Origin of the sequence: Collinsella sp. i05-0019-G5, assembly GCF_042851345.1 — a bacterium.
GTDB lineage: Bacteria > Actinomycetota > Coriobacteriia > Coriobacteriales > Coriobacteriaceae > Collinsella.
Genome location: NZ_AP031421.1, coordinates 2,403,266 through 2,424,045 on the forward strand (window position 1 = coordinate 2,403,266; position 20,780 = coordinate 2,424,045).

The window sequence follows — 20,780 nt, forward strand, 5'->3', positions numbered from 1 at the left end:
ACCACGTGGGTCGGTTAATGGGAGCGACCCACCGGGAGGCACAAGAAGGGAAGTTCCTATGAGCAATTGGCTTAAGCTCGAGGGCGATGTCTGCGCCGTGACTGGCGCGCTCGGCGGTATGGGCGCCGAGATCTGCCGCGAGTTCGCCCGCAATGGCGCCAACGTCGTCATGCTCGACCTGGACGAGGAGAAGGTCAAGGCCGCTGCCGCCGACCTCGCTGCCGAGTTTGGCATCCACGCCGAGGGCTACAAGATGAACGCCACCGACGAGGCCGAGGTTCAGGCTGCTGTCGACGCCACCATCGCCAACTTCGGCCGCGTCGACGTCCTCGTCAACACCGCCGGCATCCTGCGCTTTGCCGCTATGGAGGACCTGCCGCTGAGCGACTGGGAGCAGGTGCTCAACGTCAACCTCACCGGCTACTTCATCACCTCGCAGCGCTTTGGTCGCGAGATGATCAAGGCCGGCCAGGGTCGCCTGGTGCACATCTCGACCGTCGCCAGCCACTCCCCCGAGACGTTCTCGGGCGTGTACAGCTCCACCAAGGCCGGCGTCAACATGATGTCCAAGATGCTCGCCGCCGAGTGGGGCCCCTACGGCGTCCGCTCCAACTGCGTCGAGCCTTGCTTCGTTAAGACCCCGATGTCGGCCAACTTCTACGCCGACCCCGAGGTCGAAAAGAGCCGCAGCCGTCTGATCGCCACGCGCCGCATCGGCGAGGTCAGCGATATCGCCAACGCCGTCATGTTCCTGGCGTCCACGCGCTCGGACTTTACCACCGGCGACGCCATCAAGGTCGACGGCGGCTTCTCCAACATGATGGGCGACCTCACCGCCAAGCCCGGCGGCCGTCGCGCCTATGCCGACAACTACCTTAAGAACAAGGGTGTCGAGCTTTGGTCCGATGAGTCCGGTGTCGCCAAGCCGACCGACCAGTAAACCAACCTGGCAGGGAGGTCCCGCGGACACGCCCGCTCCTCCCCCGTATCGATTAGAAAGAGTCCAATGGCTTCCACCAACTCCAACAAGGGTCGCGCCGTCGTGCTTTCCGCCGCGTGCGTCACCATGTTCTTCATCAGCTCCATCGCGCTGTATTCCGTCGTGAGCAAGAACCTGCTCGCCGTCTACCCCGAGTGGTCGAGCGCCCTTACCTGGGCTTTCCCCGTCTTCCAGACCATCATGGCCGTGACGGGCATCTTCGCCGGCCGCATCTCCGATAAGATCGGCCCGCGCAACGTCGTGATCGCTGCCGCCGTGTGCTACGGCCTGGGCTGGTTCATGTCCGGCACCGTCACCGAGCCGTGGCAGTTCTACCTGTGGTTCTCGCTCGTCGCCGCTGTCGGCAACGGCCTGGGCTACAACCCGGCGCTCACCACCGGCCAAAAGTGGTTCATCGACAAGAAGGGTCTCGCCTCCGGCATCACCCTGGCCGCTTCGACCGCCGGTCCCGCCGTGCTGTCCCCGGTACTCGCCTCGCTGCTCATCCCGAGCCTGGGCATCTTTGGCGCCCTCAAGGCACTCGGCGTCATCTTCTTTGTGACGATCGCCGCCTCCGCCCTGTTCCTGAAGGCCCCCGAGGCCGGCTGGCTGCCCGAGGGCTTCGAGGCCCCCAAGGGTGGCGCGCATGCCGGCACCTTCGGTGACCTCACTCCGGGCGAGATGGTCAAGACCCCGCGCTTCTGGGTTCTCATCGTCACCTTCGCCTTTGCCGCCACCGCGGGCACCCTGCTCGTCGGCAAGGTTGCCTCCATCGCCGCCGTCCAGCTCTTCGCCGACCCCACGAGCGCCGCGGCCGTCGCCCTCGGCGGTGTGGTCGTCTCCGTCAACACCTGCGCCAACCTGGTCGGTCGTCTGTCCTTTGGCCAGATCATCGACAAGCTCGGCGCCTATAAGTCGCTGCTCATCAGCCTTGTCGTCACCATCGTCGCGCTCGTCATCATGTCGATGAGCTTTACGCAGAGCATGTTCTTTGTGGCGCTCGCCCTGCTCGGCTTTAGCTTTGGCGCCCTGCTCGTCATCTACCCGCCGCTCACCGGTGGCGCCTTCGGCACCAGCAACATCGGCGTCAACTACGGCATCATGTTTTTGGGTTACGCCGCCTCCACCTGGATCAGCCAGCCCATCACCGCCGTGCTGTATCACGCCGAGGCCGGCAGCGCCGCCTACCAGCAGTCCTTCTACGGTGCCATCGTAATCGCCGCAATCGCCGTCGTGCTCACCGTCTACATGATGGTCTCCGACAGCAAGAAGAAGTCCGCCTAGTTTTGCTTGATGCGGCAAGGACCGCCCCCTTGCCGCATTCCACCGCCACCAGTATTAAGGAGTCGAAATGTCTGAGCTCAACCCCGTCCGCATTGCCGTTATCGGCGCCGGCGCCATGGGCCGCAACCACATCCGCTTTGTCACCGAGGAGCCCGAGGCCGAGCTCGTCGCCATCGCCGACGCCTTTGAGGGCGCCCGCGCCACGGCCGAGGCCGCCGGCGTGCCGTTTTATACCGATCCCGCCCAGATGATGGACGAGGTCAAGCCCGAGGCCGTCATCATCGCCACGCCCAACGACCTACACCTGGGCGTTGCCCGCGAGGCTGTGAAACGCAACATCGTGCCGTTGGTCGAAAAGCCGATCTCCAACGACCTGGAGGATGCCCAGGCCTTCGCCGCCGAGGCCGAGACCGCTGGCGTGCCCGTGCTCGTGGGTCAGCACCGTCGCCACAATCCCTTCGTCAACAAGGCCAAGGAGATCATCGAGGCCGGCGAGCTGGGCAAGCTCACCGTGTCGAGCTTCCACTACATGATCTATAAGAATGACGAGTACTTCGATGTCGAGTGGCGCCGCAAGAAGGGTGCCGGCCCGATCCTGGTCAACCTGGTGCACGACGTCGACCTGCTCCGCTACCTGCTGGGCGAGCCCGTTGCCGTCCAGGGCATGCAGTCCAGCGCCGCCCGCGGTTTTGAGACCGAGGACTCCGCCGTGGTCAACGTCCGTTTTGCCGATGGCGCGCTTGCGAGCATGACCATCTCCGACGCCACCGCCAGCCCCTGGAACTGGGAGGCCACCGCTCGCGAGGATCCGCAGTACCGCCCCTTCGACGCCGACGCCTACTTTATTGGCGGAACCTTGGGTGCCCTTTCGCTGCCCCGCCTGCACCAGTTCTCCTACGACGGAGCCTCCAACTGGCACAAGCCGCTGCAGATGGAGATTCCGGCCGTCGACCCGGCGCTGCCGCACAAGATGCAGCTCAAGCACTTTGTGAAGGTCGTTCGCCGCGAGGTCGAGCCCGTCGTGACCCCCGCCGACAACGTTAAGACGCTCACGCTGCTTAACGCCATCAAGGAGGCCGCCGAGACCGGCCAGCTCGTCGAGCTGTAATGCCTTAAGAGCGGCCGCGGCAGAAACCCCATGCCGAACCCCTCGGTCCGCCACAAATATGCCCCTCTTCTTTGCCCCGCGAGCAGCCTCCTGCCCGCGGGGCTTTTTGCTACCTTAACGACGATTTTTCTGGGGCGGGGGCTATTTTGCACCTCGGCTTGATTCGTTCGCCACCAAATGGGCCTATCTACTACGTTTAACCGATTACCCTCAACCATGCCGAATTTCGCGAAATTAAAACCGACGCTCCTATAAGTTGTCAAGAGGCAGTTTGCGGGAGCGCTCTCTCCAATTCGCACAGGAGCTCGTAATACCTCCTCTCCAGTTTCGTCGACCGCCGTTTCCCCCGTTCCAAGTGCCCGAGTGTGGCTGCGGACAGGCCGAGCTCCGCGGCGGCTTTCTTCTGAGTCACCCGCATCGCCTTGCGCATCTTCGCGAGCTCGGGGCCTTCCGGCGCGGCGCCGTCGGGGTTCGGGTCCATGAGCACGTGGTACACCTCCCGCGCTATGTAGCGCTTCAGGCAGCGGACCGCCTCCCGCCGGGACTTCCCCTCGGAGGTCCGCCTCGCCACGTACCTCCTCGTCCTCTCGTCGTACGCCATGCGCTTGATCGCGATCTCGTAGAGCGCCCAGTTCGCCTGCCGGTTGCCGCCGCGGTTGAGCCTGTGCCGGTCCGTCTTCCCGCTCGACGCGGGGATCGGGGAGGCGCCGCACATCATCGAGAACGCCGCCTCGCCCTTCAGCCTGCCGGGGTTGTCGCCGGCGGCCACGACCAGGGCGGCGGCGGTCGTGGTGCCGCAGCCCTCGACGCCGAGCAGCGCGGGCGCGTTCGCCTCCAGCAGCGCGCGGATGCGCTCGTCGAGGGACTCGACCTGGCTGCGGGCCTCCTTCCAGACCGCCGCGACGGACCGCAGCGAGGCCAGCACGCTCTCCTCGAGCGCGTCGCCCGCCTTCCTCCCGCGCGCGAGCAGCGGCATGAGGTCCTTCGGCCGCTCGCGGCCCCTGAACCGCTCCCTCAGGGCGCTCGGGGCCGTCGTGAGCATCGACTTCGCGCAGGCCACGCAGGACGTGGACGTCGCGACGGCCAGCCTGCGCGCGACGTAGAGCTGGCGCACCGCCTCGACCCAGCCGTCCTGCGACTTCGGCACGGAGCAGCCCTTCCCGGACGCCGCCTTGCGCGCCGCGCGCTCGGCGTCCAGCGGGTCGCTCTTCCCCTCGCCGGGCCTCACCTTGTCCCTCTTGGGCCTGAGCACCTCGACGACGTTGTACCCGAGCTCCACGAGCCTCCTTGTCAGCCCGGCCCCGTACGATGCCGTGCCCTCGACGCCGACGACCATGCAGCTCCCCGGGTCGCCTATCGCCTCCGCCAGCCTGTCGTAGCCCTCGGGGTCGGCCCCGAAGCTCCCGCTCCAGATCTTCCTCCCGAGGCCGTCGAGCAGGCACAGAACATGCACGTCCTTGTGCGTGTCGACGCCCGCGATGACCGTTTCGCCTTCCATTTTCGCTCCCCTCGGTCTGCCGCCTGCTCCGCGCCCGGGTCTCCCAGACATTGCACTGACGGGAGCGCTACAATCCAATTGGCTTGTCCGATTGTCCGCGCTCATGCTCCTATTAGGTCATGGCAGGACTCCGGGACGCGGATGCCGGGGCGAGACAGGTCGGATTTGAGGACGGCCGAAGAGGCGTCAGCAGGTCAGTGGGTCATCGTCCCGGCATTCAGCATCAGGGTAGCGCTGCGACGCGGAAATCGCGCGCCGTTGCCGCGCCCCGCAGTGCCCGCTTCCCCCGAGAACAATTATCAGTGCAGGTAGACGGCTTGCCGATTTTCGGAAAACCGGGGGATGGTCGACCCATACGGTTCAAACGTAGTAGATAGGCCCCTTTCGTGGCGCAACCCCAAAACAGTCTTTTGGGACGGGTGGTATCCTTGGTAGCCCTGTGCTGCAAACGCACCTTAAACGCAAGGAGTCCCATGGATCTTATCGCCCAGCTCGCCCGCGAGCTCAACCTTAAGGCCGCCAACGTCGAGGCTGCCGTCAAGCTCATCGATGAGGGCAACACCATCCCCTTTATCTCGCGCTACCGCAAGGAAGCAACGGGCGGCATGGACGACGTCGCCCTGCGCGCGCTCGACGAGCGCCTGTCCTACCTGCGCAATCTTGAGCAGCGCAAAGAGGACGTCATTCTGCTCATCGACGCCCAGGGCAAGCTCACGCCCGAACTCGAACAGCAGATTCGCGAGGCCACGCAGCTCCAGCGTGTCGAGGACCTCTACAAGCCCTACCGCAAAAAGCGCATGACCCGCGCGCAGAAGGCCCGCGAGGCAGGTCTAGAGCCGCTCGCCAACATGATCATCATGCAGGCCTCGGCCAAGGGCAGCGCGCTCGACGCCGCCGCGGAATACGTCAACGAGGAAGCCGGCTTCGACACGCCCGAGAAGGCGCTCGCCGGCGCGGCGGACATCGTGGCTGAGACGGTGGCCGAAGACCCCGAGAACGTCGCCGACCTGCGCGCCTTTACGCAAAACACCGCCGACATCGTCGTCGAGGCCACCGACCCCGCCGAAAAGACTCCCTACGAGCCCTACTACAACTATGATGAGCCGCTGCGCCGTATACCCAACCACCGCGTGCTGGCTATCGACCGCGGCGAGCGCGAGGGCAAGCTCCGCGTGCGCGTGAACGTCGACGGCGCTGCCGCCACAGCGCGCCTCAGCAGCCGTTGGCCCCGACGCCAGGGCGTCTTCGCGCCCATCTTCGATGCCGCCATCGCTGACGGTTACAAGCGCCTCATGGCCCCCTCGCTGGAGCGCGAGGCCCGCGCCAAACTCACCGTTCGCGCCCAGACCGAGGCCATCAACGTCTTTGCCAAGAATCTCGAAGGCTTGCTCTCGGCACGCCCCGTGCGCGGCGCCCGCGTGCTCGCGCTCGACCCGGGCTACCGCACGGGCTGCAAGGTCGCCGTCATGGACGAGACCGGCAAGCTGCTCGACCACGGCGTGGTCTACCCCACCAAGCCGCGCCACGACGTCGCCGGCACCAAGCGCGAGCTCGCCCGCCTCGTCAAGAAGGACAGCGTCAACACCATCGTCATCGGCAACGGCACCGCCAGCCGCGAGACCGAGGAAGTCGTCTCGGAGTTCATTGCCGAGCAGGCGCCCAACTTGCGATACACCATCGTCAACGAGGCCGGCGCATCGGTGTACTCGGCTTCCGAGCTCGCCAGCCAGGAATACCCCGACCTGGACGTCACCGTGCGTGGCGCCATGAGCCTGGGCCGCCGCCTGCAGGACCCGCTGGCAGAGCTCGTCAAGATTCCGCCCCAGTCCATCGGCGTTGGCCAATACCAGCACGACCTTGACCAGGCCGAGCTTTCGCGCACCCTGGGCCACGTGGTGGAAGACGTCGTTAACCGCGTGGGCGTCGACGTCAACACCGCGAGCGCAAGCCTGCTGGGATACGTATCGGGCATCACGCCGAGCGTGGCCAAAAACATCGTGGCCTACCGCGAGGAAAACGGCGCCTTTACCGATCGCCGCCAGCTTAAGAAGGTCCCCAAGCTGGGACCCAAGGCATATCTCAACGCCGCGGGCTTTTTGCGCATTAGCGGCGGCAGGAACCCACTCGACGCGACAAGCGTCCACCCCGAGAGCTACGAGGTGGCCACGTCCGTCCTGGAACGCGCCGGCGTTAAAGCCAGCGAGCTCAGCCGCGGCGGCGTGCCCGACATCGAGCGCCGTCTGGGCAGCATCTCAACGCTGGCTAGCGATCTGAACTGCGGCACCCTCACGCTCATCGACATTGTCAACGAGCTCAAGAAGCCCGGCCGCGACCCGCGCGATGACGCGCCCGAGGTGGTCTTTAGCCGCTCGGCGCTTTCCATCGACGACCTGGAGCCCGGCATGGAGCTCAAGGGCACGGTGCGCAACGTCGTCGACTTTGGCGCCTTCGTCGACGTGGGAGTGCACCAGGACGGCCTCGTACACATCTCCAAGCTGGCCAACCGCTTTGTCAAGCACCCGAGCGACGTGGTGCGCGTCGGTGACACGGTCAAGGTGTGGGTCGAAAAGGTCGATCGCGACCGCAAGAAGATCTCGCTCACCATGGTACAGGGGAAGTAAACCGCCAAAGCAGGGGTACCCCCTGTAGTGACGTGCAAAATCGCGAGTATTCTGCAAATTCCACCGTTCCGGATGCCCCTCAGAGGCGAAAAAGCAAAAAAACAGCCCCCGTTTTAGCGTCGTCAGAGCCAAAACGGGGGCCGTTCCATGCTTCGGTTAACTGATAAAGACCTTTACCTTGCTGAATACTCGCAATTTTGCACGTCGCTACAGGGGGTACCCTTGCTTACGGCAGAATATGAAAGCCGAGCGAGGCGATATCCTTGGCAAAGCCGCGCACGGTGTCGAGCGAGACCTCGTACGGGTCGCGACCGATGTTCTTGCGCTTGGCCAGGATGCTGTTGGGCACCGTGATGATCTGGCAACCGCAGGCCTCGGCCTGGTAAATGTTGATGAGCTCGCGCGTGGACGCCCACAGGACCTCACAGTTGGGCTTGGCGGCGGCCTTCTTGACCGACTCCGTCATAAACGGAATGGGGTCGACGCCGGTGTCGGCGATGCGGCCGGCAAAGAGCGAGATGATGGACGGCATCTCGGCGTCAACGGCCTCGACCATCTCATCGACCTGCTTAGGCGTAAAGATTGTGGTGACGTTGACCTTGATGCCGTCGGCGGAAAGCTTGCGGACAAGCTCGGCGGTTGACTCGCCCTTGGTGGTCACGCACGGAATCTTGACGTAGACGTTCTCGGCCCAGGTAGCGATCTCGCGCGCCTCGACCTCCATGGTCTCGACGTCGTCGGCAAAGACCTCAAACGAGACGGATACATCGGTGATGTGGGCCAGGACCTCCTTGGCAAACGCGCGGTAATCCGTCACGCCGCCCTTCTTCATAAGGGACGGGTTGGTCGTGAAACCCTGAACGTTGCCGTTCTCGTACATGTCGAGCATGCCCTCGAGGTTTGCACCGTCAGCGAACACCTTGATTGCCATCTGCCTGATTCCTTTCGTTAGCATACGGCCGATAAACTGCTAAACACTTTACCTACGTTTATCAAGGCGTGAGCTGCGGTTTTTTATCTTCTCGGCGAACGGTATAAACACCTCAGTGTTTGGATTGATAAATCGATTGAGCATGCAAAAGCAAAGAGTCGCAGTTTGGGCAAACGTCAGAACGCGGGATTCATTAGATGAGGCCGAAATGCTGCATCGCTGTGACGGTACCGTCGCGTGCGACATCGTCGGTCACGTAGTCGGCGAGCGCCTTGACCTCGGGCATAGCGTTGCCCATGGCCACGGCCGTCTCGACAGCGGCGAGCATACCCAGATCGTTGCCGGAATCGCCAAAGCCAAAGGTGCGCGCGTTGCCGGTGCGACCCAGGTATTCCAGCGCTCGCGCCACGCCCACGCCCTTGTCAATGCCCTTGGGGCTCAGCTCGCGATTCTGGCCACCGGTGTTGCACAGCTCAAACTCGCGATCGATAAAGCCGTCATCGTTGGCCACGCGAGCCAAACTGGGCACACTGAGGCATACCTTGCCCACGCGCAGACTGCCGTCGACGCGCATTTCCTCGGTGCTGTGCACCACAGAAGTGCCGATCAGAGACGACTGCTCAACACCCGCGGGTTCCAGGGCAAAAGTAGCAACGTTGGTCTCGAAAAAGGCCTCAATCCCTGCCGCGGCCATACGGCGCGCAAGCTCCTCGATAACGTCCTCGTCAAAGCAGTCCTCATGCACCACGCGGCCCTCGACCTCGAGCGTCGCTCCCGCCATGGCAACGACACCCGCCGGGTTCAGCGCGCGCAGGCCATCGGCAATCAGCCACAAGGGACGACCCGTGCAGATAAATGCCTGGTGACCCGCATTGCGCAGGCGACCAAATGCATCGACAACAGCCTTCGACGGATGGACTGCATTGAAGTCCTTATCGGTCATATCGTCGGGATCGAACGACGTCAGCGTGCCGTCCACGTCAAAAAAGAGCACGGCGGAATCGGGGCACGCATCAATCATATGGGTTCCTTTCGGGGGCGAGAGTAAACGAAGTATCCATCATATAATGGAGCGACGCAACCAGAGAGGTCACCCATGGAATTTTACGCAAGCTGCCCCGAGGGCTTTGAGTCCGCACTCGCCGATGAGCTTAAACGCCTCGGGCTTTCGCATGTCCGCCGCTTGAAGGGCCGCGCTACGTTTGAGGGCGAGCTCGAAGAAGGCTACCGCGCCTGTCTGTGGTCGCGCCTGGCGAGCCGCGTGTTTGCGGTGCTCGGGCGCTTTGAGGCGCAGGATGCCGATGAGCTGTACGATAGCGTTTACGACATCGCCTGGGAGAACATCGTCCGCCCCGGCGCCACCATTGCCATCACCGCCCGCGGCGTGACCGAGCAGCTGCGCAACACGCGCTTCTCGGCCCTGCGCGCCAAGGACGCGCTGTGCGACCGTCTGGCCGAGGCCACGGGCCGTCGTGCCGATGTCGACGCCGCCGACCCAGATGTTCACCTGCTGCTTTCGCTGCGTCAGCGCCGCGCTAGCATCAGCCTGGACCTTTCGGGCGACCCGCTGTTCAAGCGCCTACCGCCCGCGGCGACCCGTGCCGGCGAGGGCGCGCACGTGCTGCGCCCCGACTACGCCGCCCTGGTGTTGGCGCAGGTCGGCTGGACCGCACTGTGCGAGCGCGAGTTAACGGCTGACGATTACGAGAATGAAGCCCTTCCCACGCTAATCGATGCCTCGTGCGCCGGCGGCGGCCTGTTGCTGGAAGCCGTGAACATTCTGACCGACCGCGCCCCGGGCGCCGCACGCGAGCACTGGGGTTTTGAGGGCTGGCAGCTGCATGATGCCGCCCTGTGGGAGCAGCTGCTTGCCGAGGCGCGCGAGCGCGAGGCGGCAGCACGCGAGCGCCAGGCGCGCATCGTGGCCGCAGATATCGACCCCGCCGCCCGCAAGACTGCCGAGCGCATGGTCAAGTGCGCCGGCTACAAGCGTTTTATCGACTTTTGCGCCGCCAAGCCCGCCACCGCGCTGGACCATGCGGGCGCCGTCGCTGGCGCCGCCGTGGTCGCAGACACCACCGAAACCCCGCTTTCGCTCATGCACGACGCCATGACGTTGGTCGGCGAGCTGCGCCGCGCGCCCGAGCTCGCCTCGGCACCGGTCGCCGCGCTCACCCGCGATGGCCTTATGGCCCGCGCGCTCCATGCCGAGCCCACGCGCTCCATCGCCGTCATGCCCAATAACGAGGAGGCGGCTATTGAGGTTTGGCCCTCGTTCGACCACGCCGCCGCGGCATTTGAAGCTGCGACCAGCGCAGATGCCGAGGAGCAGACCGCAGACGCTCAAGACGAAGCCGCCAACACCCCCATGCCCGAACCTGCTGCCACGCTCGACCTGGGCGACGGCAAGCCGCTGCCCGTGCTCATCCCCGAGTCCGAGCAGTTCGCCAACCGCCTGCGCAAGAACGCACGCCTGCGTCGCAAGTGGGCAAAGCGCGAGGGCGTGAGCTGCTACCGCGTCTACGATGCCGACCTGCCCGACTACTCCGCCGCCATCGACCTGTACGAGGGTTGCCCGCAGACGCCGGGCCGCTGGCTCGTCATCGCCGAATACGCCGCGCCCAAGACCATCGACCCCGCGCTAGCCCAGGCCCGCATGCTCGACATTCTGGCCATCGCGCCGCGCATCCTTGATGTTCCGGCCGAGCATGTGCACGCCAAGGCCCGCATGCGTTCGCGCGGCGGCTCGCAGTACGGCAAGCAGGGCGCCGGCAAGGGCGGCTCGGGCGAGCGCGCCAATATCGCACGCCGTCGTCTGCCACTCATCGAAGAGGGCGGCCTTACCTTTGCCGTCAACTTTGACGACTATCTGGATGTGGGCATCTTCCTGGATCACCGCGTCACCCGCAACCTAGTGCGCGAGCACGCCAAGCAGGCGCGCCGCTTCCTCAACCTGTTTGCCTACACTGGCACTGCCACCTGCTACGCGGCCGATGGCGGCGTCGAGGAGACCGTGACGGTCGACCTTTCCAACACCTACCTGGACTGGGCCGAGCGCAATATGCGCCAGAACGGCTTTGTTGGTCCGCAGCATCATTTTGTGCGCGACGACGTGCTCGCCTGGATTCGCGACCAGCGCCAGACGCGCAACCGCTGGGACCTGATCTTTGTCGACCCGCCCACGTTTTCGAACTCGTCCAAGATGGGCCGCCGCACCTGGGATGTCCAGCGCGACCATGTTGAGCTTTTGGCCGGCGTATCGCGCCTGCTCGCACAGGGCGGCCACGCCATCTTTAGCTGCAACCTGCGCGGCTTCCGCCCCGAGGCGCGCAAGCTCGCGCGCGCGGGCGTGGTGCTGGAGGACATTACGGCACAGACCATCCCCGAGGACTTCGCGCGCAACCAGAAGGTGCACCACTGCTATATCGTGCGCCGCCTGCCCATCGAGGACGCCATGGCCGAGGTCGGCTTTAGCGCCGAGGAAATTGCCGAGCGAACCGAGGAGCTGCGTAACCCCGAGGCCCGCAAGCCTCGCGCGGCAGCACCCGCGCACGCGCAGGCCGGCAACGGCAAGCCCAACTTTGTCGGCAAGCCCTCCCCCGCCGGCAAGCCCAAAAAGAAAAAGTTCTACGCCAGCAAGCCCAAGGGCAAATAACGAAGTTGCGGTGGAATACGGACTGTTTTGCCTGGAATTAGGCAAATTTAGACCGTATTTCACCGCAACTCATAGTGGGATGGCGGACGCCGTCCTACCCTTGGGTGACCAGGCGATAGCCGATACCCACGTGCGTCTGGATATAGCGCGGATGCGCGGGGTCGGACTCAATCTTCTTGCGCAGCGTGCCCATAAAGACACGCAGGCTCGCCAGGTCGCTCTTAGTTGCCGTGCCCCAAATCTCGTGCAAGATAGACTGGTGCGTGAGCACCTTGTCGGCGTTATGCGCCAGCAGGCACAGGAGCTTGTACTCGATCGGCGTCAAATGCAGTTCCTCGCCATCCATCGTGGCGATGCCGGCATCAAAATCGATATGCAGCTCACCGGTATCGAACGAACCCTCAGAGACAACGCCGCCCGTCTGCGCATACGAAAGACGCCTGAGCGTCGTGCGAATGCGCGCGAGCAGCTCCTCGACCGAAAACGGCTTGGTCAGGTAGTCGTCGGCGCCGGCATCGAGCGCGCGGATCTTGTCCGCATCCTCGCTGCGCGCCGAGACCACGATGATCGGCATGCCCGACCATGCGCGCACCGACTCAACCACCTTGACGCCGTCCATATCGGGCAGGCCCAGATCGAGCAGCACAATGCTCGGTGCCTGCGATGAGGCGGCGGCGATGGCGGCATGGGCGGTCTCCACGGCCATATGGCGCAAGCCGTGCGCCTCGAGCGCGGCAACGATTAAGTTGCGAACGGCGGGGTCGTCCTCAACGACCAAGATGAGCGGTTTTACGGCAGAGTTCGGCACGACGCTACTCCTTATCAAACGAAACATCGGCGACGGGAAGCTCAATCGTAAAGACCGAGCCGTGCGGGTCCGCCGCGGCAACCTCTATGCTACCGCCATGCGCCAACGCAATGGAGCGGCAGAGCGAAAGACCCAGGCCCACGCTGCGATGACTGTCAGCCAGACCGTGGTTGGCGGTGTAGAACGACTCAAAGATCCGCTCGCGGTCCTCGGGTGCGATGCCCGGACCATCATCGGCCACCGAGCACGCCACGCGTCCATCGTCGACGCTAATCGAAATCATGATATGCGAGCCTGCGGGCGTATAGGTGATGGCGTTGTTCACCAGATTGACCACCAGCTGCACCATCAGGCGCGCATCGACGTTGACGAGCGCCGGCTCATCGCACGCCACCACCTTAAGGTCGTGCTCGCGCACGGCAGGGTTCACGTGGCGCAGCGCCTCCTCGACGATATCGTCCATGAGCTCGAGCGTAGTCGACAGACGCATGCCGCCGCCCTCGAGCTTGGTGATGGCGAGCAGATTCTCGACGGTGGCGTTGAGCCACAGCGCATCCGAGCGAATGGATAGAAGCAGGCCGCGGCGCGTCTGGGCATCGAGCACGGCGGTGCCGGTCGAGCCCTGGTCGAGCAGCACGTCGGCATTACCCGAAATACTGGTAAGCGGTGTGCGCAGATCGTGCGAGATGGAGCGCAGCAGGTTGGCGCGCAGCTGTTCGTTTTTGGCGAGCACCGCCGCCTCCTCGCGGGCCTCCATGGCGCGGGCGCGGTCGAGCGCCAGCTCGCCTTCGCTCACGATGGCATCGGCAAGCGTCCGCTCCTCGTGCGTCAGCACGTCGGGCTCGGCAACGATAGCCAGCACGCCCACCACCGAGGCGGGGTCGCCCGAACGGACGAAGCCGTCGCCCGTGCGAACCGTCAGGTAGATGCCATAAAACGCCGAGCCGCCAAACGTGGCGTCGAGCGGCGTTCCCACATAGGCGGACGCCGAGAGCCGCGGCGGCATCTGCGGCGCCAGTTCGTGCACCGGTGCAGCATCGCCCACGGCCGTGTATGTCGAACGCGGCAGCAGGTCATCGCCCTCGGCGTCGGCGCTGTACCACACGACCGGACAGCCCGAAAGACGCGCCAGCTGCGTTGCCATGGCATGGACAATCTGCTGCTGATCGGCGCACCGCTGCAGCATGCGGTTGGTCTCGAGCACCATATGCGTTCGGCGGTCACTAGCGGCAGCCTGTGCCAAGGCGCGGCGCAGGGCCAACGCAATCGAGCTCGACACGAGCGAGACCACAAACATGATGAAGAACATGCCGGGATAGACGCGGTCGATAAGCGACAGCGAGTAGCGCGGGTCGACAAACAAGAAGTTGTAGAGCGCCACGGCGGCAGCCGAGCTCAGCAAGCAATACAGGCGACTCCAGGTAAAGAATGCGCACAGCTGAACGGCGAACACATAGACAATCATGATGCTCGGCGCGAGACCCGGATGGTCGAGCAGCGCGCCCACAATCGTCGCCGCGACCAACAGCCCCACCGACACGCAGGCGTCATACAGAGGAGTGCGGCGCGTCAGCGTTGTGCGCCGCCACCAAAAGCTATCGGCAATATCACCGTCCGTACGGACGTCCATCAGCGCCCCGCCCCTCTCTCAAAAACAAAAACCACCACAGGGGACAGGCACCTTTGTGGTGGTTTCCCTTGTGGTGGTTCCAAGTGTATAGCCTTTGCAACCGGCGGTCGCTAGACAAACAGCACGTGCGCGAGCAGGGCACACACGCACACCGCTCCAAATACCAGTGCCACGATCGAGATCACGCGGTCGGCCATGTCCATGTTGGCACGATTCGTAAAGAACCGATCTTCGGCGGCGTCGACACGCGCCTCACGTACCAGCTCGGCAACCACCTCGCGGCCATCAAGCATCTTTGCATCCATGTTTGCCTCCCCGGTCTCAATCTTGTCCATCGAAAACCAACTCCGTGCAACCCGTCGGCGCCTACGGGCGTTCGTTGGGAGCCAGGCGCTGCATCTTGTTCACGGCCTTAAACTTGGTGAACAGCGGCACGTACTCAAAGCTCACGTTGGAGTTCTCCAGGCCGTACCAGCGTGCGGGCGTGCCGGCGGCGCGGCGGATGATGTACTTGAGCGTGATGGCCGTACGCTCGCTGGGCTCCACATCGCTTTCGGGCGCCAGAAGCTTACGGATCAGGACGAACTTGAACGTACCGATGTTACCCGGATCCTTGTAGACCGAGTAGTCATGCGTCTGCGGCGGCAGCTCGCCGGTGGCAGCCAGGTCCTGAACGACCTGACGCAGATAGGCATTGACGCGCTGGTTAATCTTGTAGCCCAGGTACAGATGCACGCGGAACACGTAGTCAGTGCCGAACGTCTCGACCGAATAGGCAAAGGTATGCGGCTCGTCCATGGTCTCGACATTCACGAACCACCAGGCGCGAGCGCGCTTGGGATGCTTGTCCAGAATCGAGTAGACGATATCACGGTCGATGTAGTCGGTATGGGTGTCCTTGGTCAGGTACACGATGTTGTCGCTCAGGCGCTCGTAGCGATCGTCATCGCGCAGGCGCTTGAGCTGCGGCAGGTAGCTGCGCAGCGGCAGCAGCGTAAACTGGCGCTGCTCAACAGCCGTACCGTTGTACCAGCACACCATAATGCCCATGATGAGTGCAGCCATGAGGATGGTGAAGTAGCCGCCGTGGAAGAACTTGGTGAGCGAGCTCACGAAGAAGAAGCCTTCGAGCAAAAGGAAGAAGGCTGCGAAGATCCACGGAGCAACCTTGAGCTTACGCTCCTCGTGCAGGTAGAAGAAGAGCAGCAGTGTGGTGCACATCATAGTCAGCGTAATGGCAAGGCCGTAGGCGGCTTCCATATGCGCCGAGTTCTGGAACAGCAGCACCACAATGACGCAGCCGACAAGCATGACATTGTTGACCATGGGGATGTAGAGCTGGCCCTTGGTCTCGGCAGGGTAGAAGACCTGCATGTGCGGCATGAGGTCCAGACGGCTGGCCTCGGACACCAGCGAGAATGCACCGGTGATGAGCGCCTGCGAGGCAATGATGGCCGCGACGGTGGAAAGGCCGACGGCAAACGGGCGCAGGCCCGGGGCGAGCATCTGGTAGAACGGGTTGAGATCGGCAATGCCCATGAGCTCGGGGTTGGCAGCGTTGTTCATAAGCCAAGCGCCCTGGCCCATATAGGACAGCAGCAGGCAGCACTTAACGAACGGCCAGGTAGCGTAGATATTGCCGCGGCCGACGTGGCCCATGTCGGAGTAGAGCGCCTCGGCACCGGTGGTGGCGAGGAAGCAGCTGCCCAGAATCATGATACCCGCGTGGTTGTTGGGGCTCAACAAAAAGGCGATGCCGCGGAGCGGGTTGAGGCACAGCAGCACGGCGGGGTGCTGTAAGACAAAGAACAGACCCGTGCCGCCCAGGAATAGGAACCACAGCGTCATGATGGGGCCAAAGGCGTGACCGATCTTGGCCGTACCGATGCGTTGCACCAAAAAGAGCGCGATGATGATGGCGAGCGTAATGGCGACGACGCGGCCCTGGTCATCGCCCAGCACGGCATGGACCGCCGGGATGGTGCGCAGGCCCTCGATGGCCGTGGTAACGGTAACGGCCGGCGTCAGGATGCCGTCGGCGAGCAGCGCGGCGCCACCCAGCATGGCGGGGATGATGAGCCATTTACCGCAGCGCTTAACCAGGCTGTACAGGGCAAAGATGCCGCCCTCACCATGGTTATCGGCGCGCAGCGAGATGAGCACATACTTGATGGTGGTCAGCAGCGTGACCGTCCACACGACAAGGGAGAGCGCGCCAAGCACGAACTCCTCCGTCACGCTCCCGATGCCGCCGTTGCCGGCAACGAGCGCCTTGGTTACATACATAGGGCTGGTGCCGATATCGCCGTACACCACGCCCAGCGTGACGAGCATCGCCGAGATGCTCACAGGAATCGCAGCGTGCGAGGCTGCCTCCTTGGCCTTTTGTTCCATAAGCCGGTTTCCTCCCAACTTTAACGTTCGAGGGGATTATAGGTAATCGGCCCATGTTTTAATGCACTGTTTTCCCAGCTAGATAAACATTTATACGGCCTTTAGGCCACCACGGCGATATGGAATGTGCCAAAGGGACTGTCCCTTTGGCACATCGCCGCATTCGTTACTTGCCGAGCCAGTTTTTGAACCACCACTCCATGGAACGGCTCATCTCGGCCATAAAGGGGCTCGTGTGCTTGCGGGTGTAGATATCCACCACGCGCTCGCCTACCTCGCGGGCATGCGGACGGAACATCGCGTCCATCTCGGCCACCTGCGCGTCCATGGTCGCAGCATCGGCGCGGCAGTAGCGCTCCTCGTGCACCAGGTTCACCACGGGATGCGCAATAGCCGGGCGCTCCTTACGGGGCGTGCCGATGATGAGCATCGACAGCGGCATGGTATAGGGCGGCAGATCGAGCAGCTCGGCCACTTCCTCGGCATTCTCGACGATGTCGCCGATATAGCAGCTCCCCAGGCCCAGGGCCTCGGCGGCAACCACGGCGTTTTGGGCGGCGATCACGGCGTCCTGGGCCGCGATGGCAAAGTCGCCCAAACCCGGCGCGCGGCGGGGCGCCTTGCCCGTGCGCTCGACAAACTCGGGCTCAAAGCAGCCCACGTGCTCAAACAGATCGATCCACTTGGCATAATCGACCACAAATATTAGTGCCCAGGGCGCCTTGGCAATCATGGGTTGATGGTCGCACAGGTCGGCCAGGCGGTCCAGCGTAGCCTGCTCGCGGATGCTCACGATGGAATACATCATCATGGCGCCCGCCGACGGTGCGCGACTCGCCGCATGCAAGATCGCCGCCCGCTGCTCGTCGGTCACCGCTACGGGACGGCCGTCGTCATCACGCGCGAAGGCACGCGTGGAGGAACGGTGCTCCAAGATGTCCAGCGCCGCGTTGCCCGTAGTCTCGACCGGATAGCCGTACGTATCCACGCCCGCAGCTCCGCCGCAGTACTCGGCGCCCGTCATACAAACCTGCTCGCTCATCGCCCTACCCTCGCCATTTCTTTAAGAAGCCTTTACGTTTCCGTGTAATTCCCGTCCATTATCGCGCAGGTCGCCACTACATTGCGCCACACCGCCGCACGTGCGCGTTAATATGGCTGGTTGTTGTGCGCAGCCACCAATTGCAGCGCATATCTTGGTAACAATCGGGTAAACCCCCGCTTTCGTACGTTTTAGTTTGTGAGGAGTCTCAGCATGTTCGCTGCCGCCATCTCGCTCGTCGGTCTTGCGGCGACCGTCTACCTTGTCTTGCGCGAGGCCAAGGCCATTTGCACTCAGTCGGGCACCGTTGCCAAAAGCGCTCTTGGGTGGAGCGTCGCCTTCGGCCTGTTCCAGCTCTTTTTGACCATTTGGGGCGCCATTGGCCTCGTCGCCCAAAACGAGCCGCTCGCCTTTGTGATGCTCATCCTGACCAACGCCATCCTCACCGGCTGCGCTTGGGCCAGCATCGCACGCGACCGCATCGCCCCGCGCGTCTTTGCGTTCGCCAAGCCCGACGCCCCCGCCCCCACCGGCAAGCTCGCCCGCCTGCGCGGCGCCTTTGTGGGCAAACCACTCGTCGCCGCCGTCCTGTGCCTGCTGCTCGCCGGCGTCTTTGCGCTGCTGGGCATGGAGGTCTCGTCCAACCACGACTTTACCTGGGTCTACCCCCTGTGCATCCTGCTCGAGTGGGCCATCATCACCACGCTCATGACCGGTCTGTTCTTCCTGTTCCAACGCCACGGCGCAGCTCCCGCGGTCCTGGCCTTTGCCCTCTTTGTCCTGGGCATTGCCGAGTTCTTCGTCATCACGTTTAAATCCATGCCCATCCAGCCGGGCGACCTTTCGGCCATCTCCACCGCCGCCGCGGTCGCCGGCACCGGCTACACCTTCTCGATCTCACTGTTCTGCGTGCTGTCCATGGGCTTTACCGCCATCGCCATGCTGCTGTGCGAGTACGCCGGCCTGGTGGCACCGCACCGTCAGAAGGGCGCCGCCAACGCCAAGCGCATGCTGCTCACCAACCTGCTCGTCGCCGTGCTGTGCCTGGGCGGTGTGACCGCACACGTCACGCTCATCGACTACTACAACACCCTCGGCATCACCGTCTACACCTGGCGCCCGCTCGAGAGCTACTGGCGCGAGGGCTACCTGCCTGCCTTTATTAGTGCGGCGCAGTCCATCAAGCCGCCCAAACCCGCCGACTACTCCGTCGACGATGCCAAGGCCACGCTCAAAAAGTACGCCAAGGCCTACGACAAGTCCGACGCCGCCAAGAGTGACGAGCGCACCGCCGCAAAGGAGCAATTCGATAGCGAGAAGCCCACGGTCATCGCCATCATGAACGAGACGTTCTCGGACCTATCCATCTACCAGAACATGCGCGCTGGCTACGAGGGTCCGCAGTACTTTAAGAGCCTGTCCAACTGCCTCAGCCGCGGCAAGCTCTACGTGAGCGCCTACGGCGGCGGTACCGCCAATACCGAGTTTGAGTTTATGACCGGCAACTCCATGGCCAACCTGGGCTCGGGCGTGTACCCCTACACCATCTACAACATGGAAACGACCGGGAACCTGGCAGAGCAGTTCAAGTCGCTCGGATATTCCACCACGGCCATGCATCCCAACCACGCGACCAACTGGAACCGTGAGAACGTCTACAAGGACTTTGGCTTTGACCAGTTCCTGTCCATCAACGATTTCCAGGGCGCCGATACCCTGCGCGGCATGGTGACCGACCAGGCTACCTACGACAAGATTCTTGAGCTGCTCGACCAGAACGCCGATCCGCAGTTTATCTTCGACGTGACCATGCAGAACCACTCGGGCTACGATACGGGCCTGCTGCCGGTCGACAAGCAGATGCACCTGAACATCGACACGACCGACCTGGACGCCAAGACCGTCGAGGACGGCACGCTATCCGATGTCGATGAGTACGTCTCGTGCATCGAGCAGTCCGACCAGGCGCTGCGCTACTTCCTCAACGCCCTGAGCAAGCTCGACCGTAAGGTGGTCGTGGTGTTCTGGGGCGATCACCAGCCGTTCTTCCCGTCCAAGTTCAATGACAAGTGGTTTACCAACGAGGATGACGCCACCCACCAGGAGCGCCTGTGGCAGACCGACTACATCATCTGGGCCAACTACGACGTTGCCGGCTGCGACCAGACAAGCGAGGTCGACGACCTGTCCACCAACTACCTGTCCACGCAGCTGATGCAGCTGATCGGCGCACCGCTGACCGACTATCAGAAGGCGCACATGACGCTGCGCGAGTCGCTGCCCGCTATCAACTCCGTGGGCTACGAGGACGCCAGCCTGCGTTGGGCGCTCTCCTCCAACGTCACCGGCGACGACGCCGCCGCAGCAGCCGCCACCAAGGCGCGCGAGGATTACGCCAAGATGCAGTACTACGAGATGTTCCGCGACGGCAAGAACGTGTACACCGAGCACTTCCAGACCGAGGCCAACGAAACCGACCCCAACCTGGCACCGGGTACGACCAAGATCAAGTAGCGGCGCGTCTTAACTGGTTCGTCTGCCCGGCGGCGCGGAACGTAAGGTTCCCTGCTCGGACAGTCCTGCTCGCACGGAGAGCACATTAAGTGCTCTCCGGCTCGTGCGGAACTCGCGATGAACCTTACATTCCGCGTCGCCGGGCAGACGCCTCGGTGTTGAAGCGCGGCTTGTCATGGAGACACCTTCTGAACATATATAAGTTGAAGGCCACGTCATGTGGCCTTTTTTGCATCCGGAAACCGTGTCCCAGAATTCTTGTCTGGAATGGGATGCAGTTTCCGCTTGGGACCCGATTGGGAAAGTGTGTCCCACT

14 protein-coding genes are annotated in these 20,780 nt (G+C 63.4%); 6 read left to right on the top strand and 8 right to left on the bottom strand.

Annotation, left to right across the window (positions count from 1 at the left end; translation table 11 throughout):
• The first annotated feature begins 58 nt into the window (after positions 1 to 58).
• The 3 genes from ACGHIZ_RS11170 to ACGHIZ_RS11180 all read left to right on the top strand — a co-directional run bounded on the left by ACGHIZ_RS11170 (position 59) and on the right by ACGHIZ_RS11180 (position 3,371).
• Positions 59 to 940, top strand: coding sequence for an SDR family NAD(P)-dependent oxidoreductase (locus ACGHIZ_RS11170; protein WP_138375130.1), 882 nt, complete (start codon positions 59 to 61; stop codon positions 938 to 940).
• 66 nt (positions 941 to 1,006) lie between these two features.
• On the top strand, positions 1,007 to 2,263 hold the full coding sequence (locus ACGHIZ_RS11175) for an MFS transporter (protein ID WP_117637692.1): 1,257 nt from the start codon (positions 1,007 to 1,009) through the stop codon (positions 2,261 to 2,263).
• Between the two features lie 67 nt (positions 2,264 to 2,330).
• A complete protein-coding gene (locus ACGHIZ_RS11180) occupies positions 2,331 to 3,371 on the top strand; it encodes a Gfo/Idh/MocA family protein (RefSeq protein WP_195568715.1) in 1,041 nt (346 codons plus the stop codon).
• Positions 3,372 to 3,630: 259 nt separating this feature from the next.
• Here ACGHIZ_RS11180 and ACGHIZ_RS11185 read toward each other — a convergent pair whose 3' ends face one another.
• The gene (locus tag ACGHIZ_RS11185) at positions 3,631 to 4,869 is read right to left on the bottom strand and encodes an IS110 family transposase (RefSeq protein WP_055310779.1); all 1,239 of its coding nucleotides are present in this window, start codon (positions 4,867 to 4,869) and stop codon (positions 3,631 to 3,633) included.
• Between the two features lie 473 nt (positions 4,870 to 5,342).
• On the opposite strand from ACGHIZ_RS11185, the gene ACGHIZ_RS11190 reads away from it, so the two are divergent.
• A complete protein-coding gene (locus tag ACGHIZ_RS11190; protein WP_390448093.1) occupies positions 5,343 to 7,490 on the top strand; it encodes a Tex family protein in 2,148 nt (715 codons plus the stop codon).
• Positions 7,491 to 7,716: 226 nt separating this feature from the next.
• Here the strand turns inward: ACGHIZ_RS11190 and ACGHIZ_RS11195 are convergent, their stop codons facing one another.
• Positions 7,717 to 8,421 (bottom strand): transaldolase, encoded by a 705-nt coding sequence (locus tag ACGHIZ_RS11195; protein ID WP_390448096.1) that lies wholly within the window; start codon positions 8,419 to 8,421, stop codon positions 7,717 to 7,719.
• 193 nt (positions 8,422 to 8,614) lie between these two features.
• Positions 8,615 to 9,442 carry an HAD-IIB family hydrolase gene (locus tag ACGHIZ_RS11200; RefSeq protein WP_390448099.1) on the bottom strand — a complete coding sequence of 276 codons (828 nt, stop codon included), beginning with the start codon at positions 9,440 to 9,442 and terminating at the stop codon, positions 8,615 to 8,617.
• A gap of 75 nt (positions 9,443 to 9,517) precedes the next feature.
• Between ACGHIZ_RS11200 and rlmKL the strand changes: the two genes are divergently transcribed.
• The gene (gene rlmKL, locus ACGHIZ_RS11205) at positions 9,518 to 12,076 is read left to right on the top strand and encodes a bifunctional 23S rRNA (guanine(2069)-N(7))-methyltransferase RlmK/23S rRNA (guanine(2445)-N(2))-methyltransferase RlmL (protein ID WP_390448102.1); all 2,559 of its coding nucleotides are present in this window, start codon (positions 9,518 to 9,520) and stop codon (positions 12,074 to 12,076) included.
• A 94-nt stretch (positions 12,077 to 12,170) separates the two neighbouring features.
• On the opposite strand, the gene ACGHIZ_RS11210 is transcribed toward rlmKL, so the two are convergent.
• The 5 genes from ACGHIZ_RS11210 to ACGHIZ_RS11230 all read right to left on the bottom strand — a co-directional run bounded on the left by ACGHIZ_RS11210 (position 12,171) and on the right by ACGHIZ_RS11230 (position 17,950).
• A complete protein-coding gene (locus ACGHIZ_RS11210; protein ID WP_390448105.1) occupies positions 12,171 to 12,884 on the bottom strand; it encodes a response regulator in 714 nt (237 codons plus the stop codon).
• Positions 12,885 to 12,888: 4 nt separating this feature from the next.
• The gene (locus tag ACGHIZ_RS11215; protein ID WP_390448108.1) at positions 12,889 to 14,514 is read right to left on the bottom strand and encodes an ATP-binding protein; all 1,626 of its coding nucleotides are present in this window, start codon (positions 14,512 to 14,514) and stop codon (positions 12,889 to 12,891) included.
• Between the two features lie 110 nt (positions 14,515 to 14,624).
• Positions 14,625 to 14,819, bottom strand: coding sequence for a hypothetical protein (locus ACGHIZ_RS11220; RefSeq protein WP_346978728.1), 195 nt, complete (start codon positions 14,817 to 14,819; stop codon positions 14,625 to 14,627).
• 61 nt (positions 14,820 to 14,880) lie between these two features.
• Entirely contained in the window at positions 14,881 to 16,908 is a 2,028-nt protein-coding gene (locus ACGHIZ_RS11225; RefSeq protein WP_390448111.1) for a KUP/HAK/KT family potassium transporter, read from the bottom strand.
• Between the two features lie 166 nt (positions 16,909 to 17,074).
• Positions 17,075 to 17,950, bottom strand: a complete 876-nt coding sequence (locus tag ACGHIZ_RS11230) for a nitroreductase family protein (protein WP_390448114.1) — start codon at positions 17,948 to 17,950, stop codon at positions 17,075 to 17,077.
• 213 nt (positions 17,951 to 18,163) lie between these two features.
• Between ACGHIZ_RS11230 and ACGHIZ_RS11235 the strand changes: the two genes are divergently transcribed.
• Complete coding sequence (locus ACGHIZ_RS11235; protein WP_390448116.1) at positions 18,164 to 20,464, top strand: LTA synthase family protein; 2,301 nt, start codon at positions 18,164 to 18,166, stop codon at positions 20,462 to 20,464.
• Positions 20,465 to 20,780 lie beyond the last annotated feature (316 nt).

What these genes read in the sequence shown, in the direction of transcription:
- ACGHIZ_RS11170 (WP_138375130.1), top strand. Translation starts at nt 59, where the DNA reads ATGAGCAATTGGCTTAAGCTCGAGGGCGATGTCTGCGCCGTGACTGGC.
- ACGHIZ_RS11175 (WP_117637692.1), top strand. Translation starts at nt 1,007, where the DNA reads ATGGCTTCCACCAACTCCAACAAGGGTCGCGCCGTCGTGCTTTCCGCC.
- ACGHIZ_RS11180 (WP_195568715.1), top strand. Translation starts at nt 2,331, where the DNA reads ATGTCTGAGCTCAACCCCGTCCGCATTGCCGTTATCGGCGCCGGCGCC.
- ACGHIZ_RS11185 (WP_055310779.1), bottom strand. Translation starts at nt 4,869, where the DNA reads ATGGAAGGCGAAACGGTCATCGCGGGCGTCGACACGCACAAGGACGTG.
- ACGHIZ_RS11190 (WP_390448093.1), top strand. Translation starts at nt 5,343, where the DNA reads ATGGATCTTATCGCCCAGCTCGCCCGCGAGCTCAACCTTAAGGCCGCC.
- ACGHIZ_RS11195 (WP_390448096.1), bottom strand. Translation starts at nt 8,421, where the DNA reads ATGGCAATCAAGGTGTTCGCTGACGGTGCAAACCTCGAGGGCATGCTC.
- ACGHIZ_RS11200 (WP_390448099.1), bottom strand. Translation starts at nt 9,442, where the DNA reads ATGATTGATGCGTGCCCCGATTCCGCCGTGCTCTTTTTTGACGTGGAC.
- rlmKL (WP_390448102.1), top strand. Translation starts at nt 9,518, where the DNA reads ATGGAATTTTACGCAAGCTGCCCCGAGGGCTTTGAGTCCGCACTCGCC.
- ACGHIZ_RS11215 (WP_390448108.1), bottom strand. Translation starts at nt 14,514, where the DNA reads ATGGACGTCCGTACGGACGGTGATATTGCCGATAGCTTTTGGTGGCGG.
- ACGHIZ_RS11220 (WP_346978728.1), bottom strand. Translation starts at nt 14,819, where the DNA reads ATGGATGCAAAGATGCTTGATGGCCGCGAGGTGGTTGCCGAGCTGGTA.
- ACGHIZ_RS11225 (WP_390448111.1), bottom strand. Translation starts at nt 16,908, where the DNA reads ATGGAACAAAAGGCCAAGGAGGCAGCCTCGCACGCTGCGATTCCTGTG.
- ACGHIZ_RS11230 (WP_390448114.1), bottom strand. Translation starts at nt 17,950, where the DNA reads ATGAGCGAGCAGGTTTGTATGACGGGCGCCGAGTACTGCGGCGGAGCT.
- ACGHIZ_RS11235 (WP_390448116.1), top strand. Translation starts at nt 18,164, where the DNA reads ATGTTCGCTGCCGCCATCTCGCTCGTCGGTCTTGCGGCGACCGTCTAC.